This is a genomic window from Pirellulales bacterium (genome assembly GCA_036490175.1).
GTDB lineage: Bacteria > Planctomycetota > Planctomycetia > Pirellulales > JACPPG01 > JACPPG01.
This window is the reverse complement of record DASXEJ010000010.1, coordinates 17480-29771: the sequence shown is the minus strand read 5'-3', so window position 1 is coordinate 29771 and position 12292 is coordinate 17480. Positions and strand designations below refer to the sequence as shown.

Sequence of the window (12292 nt, the reverse complement as noted above, 5' to 3'; positions counted from 1 at the left end):
GGTCAGCAGCCCGAAGATCGCGCCGAACTCGTAGTTCGCCTGCGCAAATCCTTCTTTCAGCCCGGCCCCCATCATGCCGACCATGTGGTGCGAACTGATATTTGTGCCGAAGATCGAGCCTGCCACCGCCCACCAGGCGACGGTCTTGCCCGCCAAATAATAGTCGCCGGTACTTTCTTCCTTGCGGCCGATCCACATGCCGAAAACTGTTACGCCTACGACGCTGCTGGCTAAGATCAGCACATCGAGCCATTGCAGTGGAACGTTGGACGCTTGAGCGAACAAAACCGGTAAATCATCGGGCATGGGAAGCTCCGCCTGAGAGAATGGTGCGGTTGAATCTACCGAGCCCGTTGTCGGGACGGAAGATCGCGCAGTTATTGAGTCCGCAGGCAATTCTTGTAGAACCAACGCTGGCCGTTGTGGCCATCAGCAGTCGGCAGTGTGCTCAGAGGCCTACCGACCATCCGAATACGCGATTTGCGGACGGTTTTTCCTGCCGAGGAACCATGAGCGACCCGATCGTGTTGGTACACGGCATCTTCGGATTTGGCCAGTTAATCGTCGGCGGCACGACGATCGCCTCGTACTTTCGTGGCATTCCCGAGGCGCTGCGCCAGGACAATTACATAGTTCCTGATCCACCTCAGTTAAATACCGCCGGCAGTGTGAGCGACCGTGCCCACGATCTGCGGAGTTACTTGGACAATCCGTCGAATGTCGATGTTGTCGGGAAGCGGGTCCATATCGTGGCCCACAGCATGGGCGGCCTCGATTCACGTTTCATGATTTCGCAGCTCGGCCTGGCCGATCGCGTCTTGTCGTTAACCACGATCGGTACGCCCCATCATGGCAGTCCCATTGCCGATCTGGTTATTCAGGATCGCGATCCGCGATTGGTCGCCTTGCTGGGATCGCTTGGGGTGACCGGTATCGGCGATTTGACGACGGCCCGGGGCGCCGAATTCAATTGGCTCGTTCCGGAGGCTGGGCAAGTTCGCTACTATTCCGTCGCGGGCCATTTCGATCCTCCGCGACCGTTGGGAGTGCCGCTAGGGTTACTTGGGCTGACGCACGATCTCATTCAGGCCCAAGAAGGAGACAACGATGGCATGGTATCGGTCACTTCCGCGACGGCGGGAAACGACGCCCACCGTTGGACATTCCTGGGCAATTGGGAGGCCAATCATTTTCGGCTCGTCAATTGGGGAACTGACATCGTGCCGACACCTGCGGAATTGCGTGAAAACACCATTCTGGAAATGTATGGGTCTATCGTTGCCCGCGTCGTGCTCGATCAAGCAGTCGAACAAGAATGATCGTCCAACGTTAGCAATCACACGCGGAGCAAGAGAAAATCTCGGATCCGCGCTGTCGTGTAGTACTCCCTGACGCCCGGTCGATATTCGATTGACGTCCGCCGTTGAATGCCCTTCCACGGCGTTCGACGACTTCGGCCTTTCATTTTCTGTAACGATTACTTTCGCCCTGAAGCTCATCCGGGCGCTGTTGCGGTGGCTTCATGATCTGCTTCCGCACTTCCGGGGGCTGGGTCGGCGGGAGACTCGTCGCGCGGCATGATCAATTTCAATAGCAAGGGCAAAATCACCAGGTTGCCCAACATGCCGCCGATCATGGCGAGGCTTACCAACACGCCGAAATAGATCGTCGGCACGAACTGGCTCAGGCATAGCGCGGTAAAGCCGACGATCAGCGCCAGGGTCGAAAAGACCACGGCCCGGCCCACACTTTGGTGTACAGAGCGCATGGCCTGATCGATCGATTGCCCCTGCGCACGAAAACTGCGAAAGGCCGTGATGTAGTGTGCCGAGGAATCGACGGCTAAACCCATCGACACGGCCGCGATCATCGCGCCCCCCATGTTGATTTTCAATCCCGACCACCCCAACAAGCCCGTCACCACCATGATCGGTAGAGCATTCGGGATAAGCGTGATTACGGCCACTGGAATGCTGCGAAAGGCGATCAGCATCATCAAGAAAATACCGCTTGTGGAGAGGATGAACGTCAACCACTGGTCCCCCAGCATGCTCTCGATGAGCCGCGTCAACAGCACAAAAAAGCCTGTGACTTGCGCCTCGGGGAATTCTTCGCGGCTGAGGGCGGTCACGTGCTGGATCAGCGCTTCCTTCTGGGCCGAACCCTGCCGCTCTGGAGCGCGGAGCATGATCCGCACAAATTCGCGATCCTGCTGCTGTGGATCCCGGCCGTGCAAAAGTCCGACGATGGGCATCATCTTTTTCAGCGGCGCCAACGTGGCGTCGAGTTGCGCGGAACCGACCTGCCGGCCAGGTACGAGCGCGTCGATCGCATCCACTACGCTCAACACCTTGGTCAGACCCGGCCGCGTGCCAGATCCAGAATCCTCGGCGACCTGTACTTCATTGCGAAGTCGTTCTTCGAGCCGGCGCACGTGCGCCACGAATTCAGAATCATTGGTCGTCGGCACGGGGACAATAATGTCCCACACTCCCGCCCCCCCGAGCTTGGATTCGACGAAATCGTAGGCGTGTACGATGGGGCTGCTGCTAAGAAAGTTCTTGGTAAAGTCGCTCTCGACTTCCAGCCAGAACGTGCCCACCAGCGCCGGAATTGTGATTGCCACCACGGCCGCGCCCAGCATCTTGGGACGGCGTTCGATCAATGACGACAACCAATGCAGGCTGAGGTCCAGGTGCCCCTCGCCCCAGGCCCGTTTCGGATCGACATCGATGCGTCCTGCAAGCGACAGCCCGGGCACCAACATCATGATCGCAAACAGCGTGAGCACCGCGGCCAGCGACATCATCAGTCCAAAATCGTGGACCGGTCCGACGCGTGAGACCATTAGCGACCCAAAGCCGGCCGTATCGGTGATACAGGCCCAAAAGATCGGTCCGGCGAGCGCGCCTCCTGTAATAACCAGGGCATCGTGCGGAAGGAAGCCGTCGTCGCGCAGCTCGCGATAGCCGATCACGATGTGAACGACCGTGGCGATGGCGATCACGGCCACCACGGCCCACAACATCGAGCTGACCATACTCAGCCGGAATCCGCCGCTGACCATCAATCCTTCGGTCATCCACAAGGTGATAAAAACCACGGCCATCGGCACGATCACCCAGCGAACGCTGCGGAAGCAGAAAATAATGGTCAGCGACAATAGCACGGTTGAAGCGATGCCCAGCCTCTCGCCGTCCTCGTCGAGATAACGGAATCCGTCGACCACCATCACGGGTTCGCCGGTTAACACGCCGCCCGAAGCGATTTGGTCGACCGTGGCACGCAGCCGGTCGACGGTTTCGGTTCGTGGAATCGGGCTGGCGCTTTCCTTGTCGAACACACAGACAACGGCCGCGGTCTGCCGATCCGAGCTTACCGTGTAGCCTTCGGACAGCTTCAGGAATGCCTCGCGCTGCGCAGCGATCGGCCAGATCAGGATCTGCTTTCCCAGCGGGCTGCGCGTGAGGCTAAGCACCGTCGAAATGCCTGGCACTTTTTCTAGCGCGGCGGTGAGCTTGTCCAACCGCTCCAAACCGGCGGACGTGAGCAGCTGCGGATCATCGTAGGCGGCCAGAGCCACCTCGTTGCCGCCGAACGTGCGCTGCAATTGATGATACGGCGCCAGGATCGGGTCGCCCGGCGCAAACATGTTTTCGACCGACCGATCGTATTGCAAATGCTGCGCAGGAAACCACGATACAAAAGCTATCACGGCTCCTAAGCCCAAAAGCGGCCAGCGCCTATCAACCAGCCAGCGCGATAAACGACCGGCGAAGGTGGTCGCTATATCCGCAGGCACGGGCGCACCATCGACCACGATCTGGTGATCGTGCGGATCATCTGGCGGCGAGGTGCCGTTGTGCGGCGAGGACTGATTCATCGGGGTGCGACTGCCGTGTGTTGAGTTTCCGCGATCAATCATGGCCGCTGGAGGTATCTCGCTGCAAGCCGGGTTGAAACTCGGCTCAACACGCCCATTGCCGCATTTCACGGACATTCCCTACAATGATCCGCTTTCCCCAGCGTCTTCCCGAATTGCCGCGAGAACTCTTCCGATGGCCAAGGCCCCGCAGACCGCGATCACACCAACCCGCGCAGACGATTATCCCGAATGGTATCAGCAGGTGGTCCGCGCCGCCGACCTGGCCGAGCAATCTCCGGTGCGCGGTTGCATGGTGATCAAGCCATGGGGTTACGCGCTGTGGGAGAATATGCAGCGTGTCTTGGACCGAATGTTCAAGGACACCGGACATGTGAACGCCTATTTTCCGCTCTTCATCCCGCTCAGCTATCTGGAGAAGGAGGCCGAGCACGTCGAAGGCTTTGCCAAGGAATGCGCCGTAGTCACGCATCATCGGCTCGAGCCCGGTCCTGATGGCGGACTGGTCCCCACGGGCAAGCTCGAAGAACCGCTGGTTGTGCGTCCCACTAGCGAGACGATTATCGGCGCCATGTACGCCAAATGGGTGCAGTCCTACCGCGATTTACCGATTTTGATCAATCAGTGGGCCAACGTGGTCCGCTGGGAGTTGCGTACGCGGATGTTTCTCCGCACCACCGAGTTTCTCTGGCAAGAAGGGCACACGGCCCATGCCACCCGCGCCGAGGCCGAGGAAGAGACCCTCAAGATGCTGGGCGTCTATGCCCGGTTCGCACAAGATTACATGGCCATGCCGGTCATTCGTGGCGAAAAAACGGCGGGTGAACGCTTTCCCGGCGCTATCAATACCTACTCGATCGAAGCGATGATGCAAGACCGCAAAGCGCTGCAGGCCGGCACCTCGCACTTCCTGGGGCAGAATTTCTCGAAAGCTCAGCAGATCAAGTTTCTCTCGTCCGAAGGACGCGAAGAATTCGCCTGGACCACCAGTTGGGGCGTGTCGACACGTTTGATCGGCGGCCTGATCATGACCCACGGCGACGATGATGGCCTGGTGCTGCCGCCGCGCCTGGCGCCGCAGCAGGTCGTGATATTGCCAATCTATCGCAACGACGAGGAGCGCGCTCCCGTCGCCGAGTATTGCCAGAAGTTGCGCGCCGAGCTGGCCGCGCAAAGATATGACGACGAGCCGGTACGGGCCTTGGTAGACGATCGCGACATCGCGCGCGCCGACAAAAAGTGGCAACATGTCAAACGGGGCGTGCCGGTGATCATCGAAATCGGCCCGCGCGATCTGGCCGGCGATACACTGATGCCACGCCGCCGCGACCAACCGGCAGGCGAAAAGAGGCCGGCTGTGCCCCGTAGCGAATTCGTCGCAAAGATCGGTAGCGAGCTTACCGCCATGCAAAATAGTCTCTTCGAGCGAGCGCTGGCCGAGCGCAAGGCCGTCACCCACACGATCACGAAGCGTGAAGATTTCGAGGCGTTTTTTACCCCTCAAAATGAAGACAAGCCCGAAATCCACGGCGGTTTCGTCGTCGGTCACTTCGTCGAAGGGCCGCAGACGACAGAGATCCTTGGCCGTTTGAAAGTCACGATCCGTTGCGTACCGATTGCGGACGAACCAGGCTTCGAAGAGGAAACGCCCGGCACCTGCCTGTTTACGGGGCAACCCACGACCAAGCGGGCCATATTTGCCAAAGCGTACTAGATTGCGAGTCCAACGGTTTTCACCTCGCGCACGGACTGCTTACCTACCCGCTGCCTACTGGTTACCGTCGAACCCCGGGATCGTCGGAGTCTTTCGATTCCGCGTCCCCCGACATTTGATTCTCCAGGTCGATCTTCTGGAGATCTCGGTTGATTTCGTCGGCGACCTGCTCGAGTACACGTATCTTCTGTCGCCTGGTTTCCAACTCGGCCGTATCGCGGGTAATGACCGTTAGCTTATCCTGAAGTTCCGTTCGTTCCTTCTTGAGAGTCTCGAGTTGCAGGGCGAGGCCATCGCGATGTTTCTGCGCTACCTGTAGCTTGCCCTGAAGCTCTTTCACCTTGACAGCCTGGACGATGTCGCTGAACTTTTTCAGCAACTCGTCGCGCCGCGAGTTGACCAGATATTCGACAGCTGCTCGATCCTTTTCCAGCCGCTTGACGGCAGGGTCGTCTTTCGTCTGCCGTTTGGCACCCTTGATATTTTGGTCCGCAGCCTCTAGCTGCTCCTCCAGCTTTTTCAGCTTTTCATCCTTGTGCATCTCCTCTTCCGCTCGGGCTTGTTTGGCTTGCGGATCTTGCGCCAGCTCGATATCGAGTTGCAAGCGGTCGACATCCAGCTGCAGATTCGCCAACTGCGTGGTGTGCGAAAAGATCGAATTCGCCACCAGGCTAAGCCTTTGTTGGAATGACTGATGCTGCTGCGCTGCCGCGGCCGCATCGATTACGCCCAGTGATCGTTGTAACGCTTCGACGTCCTTTTTTTCGCTAATCAAAGCTTCCTTTCTGACTTGATACGCCTTCTTGAGTGTTTGCCGCCGCTTAGTGCGGCGCTCCCTCGCCTTGCTCTCGTCATCTCCGTCGGCTTCGGCCGCTTGCCGTTCGCGGATAGTCTGCTTTTCAAGCGCAATGCGGTGCAGGTCACGGTTAATTTCCTCGACCACCTGCTGCGACACGCGAACATTACTCCGTTTACTTTCCAGCTCAGGCGTGTCGCGGTTAACGATCGACAATCGATTTGTGATTTCCTCGTTGCGCTTCTGCAGTTCGGCCAGTTGATTCAGCATTCGCTCGCGACGCTTTTCGGCCAGGCCTAGCGTGCCGCGCAGCCTCTTGATGCGCACACCGTCATTGTCGACGAATCGCTTCATAAGCTCGTCGTGCCGGGCATGAAGTCTGTCTTCGAGCGTGCTGCGCTTCTTCTTCAGTTCGGCGATTATCGCCTCGTCGACCCCTTGCCGCGATGCGTCATCGAGTTGGTCGTCGGCAGTCGCGACCAGCGCTTCCAGCTTCTTGACGCGATCGTCAGGCGCGATTTCCAAGTCGGCCCGCACTTCGCGACCGGCCGGGTCCTCGGCCAGCTCGATATCGAGTTTATGCTGGTCGATTTCCGCTTCCAATTCCAAGAGCTGCGACTGTAGGGCGAAGATCGACTGGCCAGTCGCGCCCAATTGTCCTTGCAGCACGCTGTTCTGCTGCGCGGCCGCGGACGAATCGACAATGCCCAGTGCTTTCTGCAAGGTCTCGACGTCCTTCAGCTCGCGGATCAGTTGCTCGTTCTTCTCATTGAAAAGTTTCCTGAGCTTTTGTTCCTTTTGCGCCAGATCACGCGTGGAATTGTCGGCCGCTGACGGTTGCGCGCTGGCAGTCCCGTTCGTGGCTGGGGCCAGGTTGACGACGCTGTGAAGGGTATCGTCGTGGCGCAGCAGCACGACAGTTACCTTATTGGCCGTGCCGACCAGATCCCGTATCGCAGAGCGCGCCGCGTCGAGATTCACGACGGCATACTTATCGATGCCGACGATCGTATCCCCCGGCTTCCAACCAGCCTCTGTGGCTGGCGCTCCTGTGACCTGCACGATGCGCAAGCCCCCTTTGAAAAACTTGCCATTGAGGTTCGACTGAATCAATTGCTCCTGATTGACGACGACGACCGCGACACCCAACCGCGTCTTTAATAGCTCTAGGTCGTTGGCAGCAACTTGTGACGCCTGGTCGTGGATGATTGTGAGCACGCCATCGACGAACGCTCTCGCCCGGGCATCCTTTTCGGACTCGGCCGCCGCAGCGATCACCGGCACAACTTCTGGCGCTCGCCGCGCGATACGCACGATCGCCTCCGCGGCGCCTTCCGCGGGCGCCTCGTGGTCGCGCACCGCGTCGAAAATCTTCGTGATGGCCTTCCGCGCGTAACCGTGCCGGGAAAAGGCCTCGAGCGCCGAGATCGCCTCGGCCTTCCGCTCTTCACTCAGATCCGTTTCCAGCACGGCGACCCACTCGTCGAATGATCGCCCGATGTAGCGTAGCGTGGTCTTGTTCGTCTCCTCGGATCCTGGCGGTGCCGACGGCGTCGCCTTCAACAACGCCGCTTCGGCTTCTGTTCGCTCGACCCGCCGGAAGCGATTGGGAGCTTGTTTTTCGAGTTCAAGCTTTTTCAGGTCTCGATCCAACTCCTCCATGATCCGTTCCTGGATTTGCAATTTCTTGCGTTCGCTCTCGAGCGCGGCCGCTCGTTCCTTGCGGAGCTTCAGGAGCAGTTGCTCCTTCTTCGCGCGCTCGGCCAGGCCCTTCTCGACAAACTCTTGGAAGAATACGTCGAGCACGGCTTTGACGATCTTCACCGCCTGAGCGGCGTCGTCCGCCTGGAGCGTAATTTCGAGCATTTCTTGGTCGCTGGGATACCTCAATTGCAACGACTTTTGCAGCCAGTCGACCGGATCGGGTTGCTTCTGCACCGAGGGGAGTTCCGCAATCGACTGCCGATGCAACACGCGGCTCAACAAAGTCTTGCTCCGCAGCATCTCGACCACCGTCTTTTTCAACGTTGCAAATTCGGTCGAGCCGGAGGCTCCGTCGTCACGCCCCTCCGCCTCAAGGCGCGCTACCTGAATGTACGCAACGGCTTCGCCATTATTGGCGACGGGCTCGTCGAGCCGCAAAACTTGACGTGGTAGCGGACCGGCCGCAATGGCCTGTTCCGTTGCTGACTCAATCTGCGGAGTCATCTTGGCCATGACAACGTCGAGGACCGCGTTCACTACCTTTACGAGCTGCTCCGGCTGCTGCCCTTGCAACTCGATGACGATCCGATCCCGGTCACTTTGGTAGGACACATGTAGCGACTCCTGGAGCCACCGGACCGAATCGGGCTGCTCTCTCACTACGGGTAGCTGCGAGACTGCCGGATTGTGCAGCGCGCGGGTCAATAGCTCCTCGCTTTTGAGAAGCTGCAACGCGGTGCTGCGCATTTCTCTGAACGCACTGCGAGCCCCGACAGGCACTCCGTCTAAATTACTTGCGACGCTCAAATATGCTACCGCCTTGCCGTCGTCGGCGACGGCGGCGGTCACGCTCCCGACTGGCCGCGTTGCCTCGACGATGATCCTGCGCGGCAAACTGCCGCCATCCTGGTTCGGCGAGTCGCGGCTTGATTCTCTGTCGAAGTTTGGCGTGGCCGGTTTCTCGACCTGCTCACCGACTGGCGCCAGGGCCAGCAGCTTGTCGCCAAACGTCACCCCTTCCCGGCCCGCCGCGCGCTCTTGCTCGTTAGGCTCGCTGTGTACCAACACCGTGTTGCCAGTTCGGCTTACAATCGCGATCTTGCGGCGCTTGAATTCCGTCGCCTTGTCCGCAACCTGCACGAAGATCGTGGCGGCATGGCCATCCTCAATCACGGCACTGCTCGGCAGCGCCACGAGCGTCCGATCCGATGGCATCTCGATCGTCGCTTTGACAAATTGGCCCAGCCGCAGCTGGCCGGCGGGGTTTTCCAGTCGGCCCTGCGCGGTCGCCGTGTGGGATGTCGGATCGATTATGTGACCGATCTCAAAGGTGCCGACAAGTGACTCAGGCAAGGGCTCGCGAACCACGTTGATTCGCCAGCGCCGCTCGTCCGCCGGCACACTGCGCAACTTGGGCAGATCCTCTTCATAGACGTGCGCCAAGATGCGGACTTCGCTCAGGTCAGCGATTGTGAAGAGGTCGACCGCTGGGCCGACGATCGTGCCGGCATTGACGTTCTTTTCCAGGATCGCCCCGTCGATCGGCGAGACAATAGCAATGTTTCCCCAGCCGTCCTCAGCCGACGGATCTTTCTGTGCCCCGTCTTCTGCTTGCTTGGCCGCGTCCATGACGCGCTCGATTTCCGCCTTGCCGTCCGGCCACGAACGCAATGCGCGCTCCGCCGTATTGACTGCGATCAGGGCTTCTCTAACCTGGCGGTCGGCTTCATGTACAGTCTTCTCCGGAGACGCCGCCTCCTTGAGGCGTTTCAACGCGTCCTCGTCCAGCCGCAGTCGCGATAGTGCGTCGAACAGTTCGCTTTTCTTGTCGGCGAGTTCCTTACTCCGGACCGTGACCAGCAACTGGCCTTTTTTGACTCGAACGCCATAGCGCAGCGTCCGTGGCTTCTTGTCGGCTGCCGCTGCGGCCTGGGCAACTTCGACAATACTTCCGCCGAACGGCGCCTGCACACGTACCATGCTGTCGGGGTCGAGCGCGATCTCGCCACGCAATACGATGTGAGTTGCGGACACGGGTTTAGCAACCGTCACGCGCAGCCCGCGCGCTGTCAGTTCTTCACCGGTCAGGTGCAGCGTATCGCCCGACTCGGCCGCCAGGCGCAAGAGGCCCATCGGCAACGGGCGGACGGCTTGGCTGGGATCGCGTGGCTCCGCGTCTGGCTCGCGTGCGGTCAGGTCGACACGCACCAAGGCGGCTGCCGCGATGCACACGGCCGCGATCGTAAAGAGCAACTTCTTCCAGGGCGAGTCGTCGTGAGATTGTCGACCCAGCACACGGCGAATGCGGGCCGCGAGTGTTCGCCCACGCGCGGCCGGACTATACGATGCGTGCCGGCCCGCGGCTTCGCCCAATCGCAACAGCGTGCGGGCGTAGGCTGTCGTGGGTTCGTCCGCGGCGGCCGCGCGATCGCACGCCCACTCGGCCGCTTCGTCGAAGCGCCGCACCGCCCACCAGGCGAAAGGATTAAACCAGTGGGGAAGCGCCAACAGATGTACCGTCAGCGAGCTCCATACATCTCCACGCTGGTAGTGGGCCAATTCATGGCGCAGGATGCAAGCCCGCTCGCGCGCGTTCAGCTCGCGCCACAAGGAGCCTGGCACTAGCAGTTCGAATCCTCGCGGCAACCGGCACAACATAGGGCCGGCGTCGGCCGTCACACGTAGCGGAATCGCGCGGCGCACGCCTGCGGTCGAAAGCAGCGCACGCCACTCCTCCAACCAGGCGTCGTCGGCTGCCTGCCCCGCGGGCAGCCGACGTACAAAGCGCGCATAACCAACGAGCCAAGCCAGCACGAGCCCGGCAATCCCCAACGCCCAAGTCAGTAGCGCCCCGCGCACGAGCAGAGATAGCGTCGCAGCGTCGCGAGCTGGAACCTCCGTATCAGCGTGTGAAGGCGTTTGCACGATTCTCAGGACGCCGGAATCGTCGGCGCGGTCGGGCATGCTCACTGACGTCGCTGCCGCCGGCATAGAATCCGATTCCGCGGTGGCAGCAGGGGGCGCTGCAGAGTCATTGTCGAGCGTAAAGAGCGCATCGTCAGCTTCGAGCGCCAGGTCGATCGCGGCGGCATCGGCAATCGCCAGGTTCGGCACCTGCGCTGCGTCGATATCTCCGTCAGGCTTATCGAGAAGCGTGGGCTCGGAAGTCGGCAGCGCGAGAAAGGGATCGCCGCCAATGGGCTCTTGCTCCTGTCGCGGGTGCACGGCATCGAGCGGAATTTCTGGGACACGGACCAGTTCGCTAGCGATCTGGTCGGGCCGCACGTCGTTGACTGATGCGATGCCGGTCTCCCCAACCGGCGGCGTCTGATACCACGGCACCACGATGGAGACTCGCAGGAATGACCAGCCGACGACCAGCACCAGCAGCCAGCCAGCGCGATGCACGGTCGACGACGAAACGCGCGCGAACCGAAAAAGAGCGCCTGTCACCACCGCCGCGACGGCTAGCGCGAATGTGGTACGCCCAACTTCCTGCAGCAGATTCAGGTTTGCGCCATTCATGACTTGCCCTCTCGCTTGGCGTGGTTTGTTTTGGCTCCTCGCGTCGATTGCTCGGCCGGCGTCCGGTTGGCCGGCTCGGCTGGTCTTGTCGTGCCAGATTCGGCACCTCGGGCGTGGCCGGATTCCACATCGGCGATCAACTGTTTGAGCTCGGCGATTTCGTCCGGCGACAGGGTGCGGTCGCGCACCAAATGAGCCACCAGCGGCACTACGTTGCCGTCGCTAATACGCTCCAGCAGCAGGTCGAAATGCCGAGCGCTGACATCTTCAGGTGCGACCGCCGCTGCGTAGCGGGCCGGGCGATCGACGGACCGCGTGACGACCCCCTTTTCGACCAATCGGTTCAACCGCGTCTGGACCGTGGTGTAGCCAATCGGCCGATCGACCGCGGCGTGCGCCTCGGACAGTGTGACGGCACCAGCCCGCCACAGCATTTGCACGATCTCCATTTCGCCGGCTGACAGGCGGGGTAGCTTCCGTCGCTTGCTCATGGAGCCTCCGTGAGCGGAATTGCGTATATGACGCGTGTCGTAAATCGGATTGTACGACGAACGTCATAAAACGCAAGAAAAAAATGCGGCAGGATGAACGCAGCATGATGAAGGACAAAAAGCGGGTCGATGCACGCGGATATTCCTCGCGCTAGCCATGGAACGGGTGCGACGAAGAA

Annotated in this window: 6 protein-coding genes; 2 read left to right on the top strand and 4 right to left on the bottom strand. The window is 60.3% G+C overall.

Translation table 11 applies throughout. The features are described from left to right. Positions 1 to 306 (bottom strand): hypothetical protein (locus VGG64_01015; GenBank protein HEY1598151.1); only part of this gene is annotated, 306 nt, incomplete at its 3' end. Positions 307 to 509: 203 nt separating this feature from the next. Between VGG64_01015 and VGG64_01010 the strand changes: the two genes are divergently transcribed. Beyond that, positions 510 to 1319 (top strand): alpha/beta fold hydrolase, encoded by an 810-nt coding sequence (locus tag VGG64_01010; protein HEY1598150.1) that lies wholly within the window; start codon positions 510 to 512, stop codon positions 1317 to 1319. A gap of 176 nt (positions 1320 to 1495) precedes the next feature. Here VGG64_01010 and VGG64_01005 read toward each other — a convergent pair whose 3' ends face one another. After that, entirely contained in the window at positions 1496 to 3883 is a 2388-nt protein-coding gene (locus tag VGG64_01005; GenBank protein ID HEY1598149.1) for an MMPL family transporter, read from the bottom strand. A gap of 175 nt (positions 3884 to 4058) precedes the next feature. On the opposite strand from VGG64_01005, the gene proS reads away from it, so the two are divergent. After that, positions 4059 to 5597, top strand: a complete 1539-nt coding sequence (proS, locus tag VGG64_01000; GenBank protein HEY1598148.1) for a proline--tRNA ligase — start codon at positions 4059 to 4061, stop codon at positions 5595 to 5597. A gap of 61 nt (positions 5598 to 5658) precedes the next feature. Here the strand turns inward: proS and VGG64_00995 are convergent, their stop codons facing one another. Further along, positions 5659 to 11622 carry a M56 family metallopeptidase gene (locus VGG64_00995; GenBank protein ID HEY1598147.1) on the bottom strand — a complete coding sequence of 1988 codons (5964 nt, stop codon included), beginning with the start codon at positions 11620 to 11622 and terminating at the stop codon, positions 5659 to 5661. After that, on the bottom strand, positions 11619 to 12113 hold the full coding sequence (locus tag VGG64_00990; GenBank protein ID HEY1598146.1) for a BlaI/MecI/CopY family transcriptional regulator: 495 nt from the start codon (positions 12111 to 12113) through the stop codon (positions 11619 to 11621). The genes VGG64_00995 and VGG64_00990 overlap by 4 nt, the downstream gene beginning before the upstream one ends. Between the last annotated feature and the right edge of the window lie 179 nt (positions 12114 to 12292).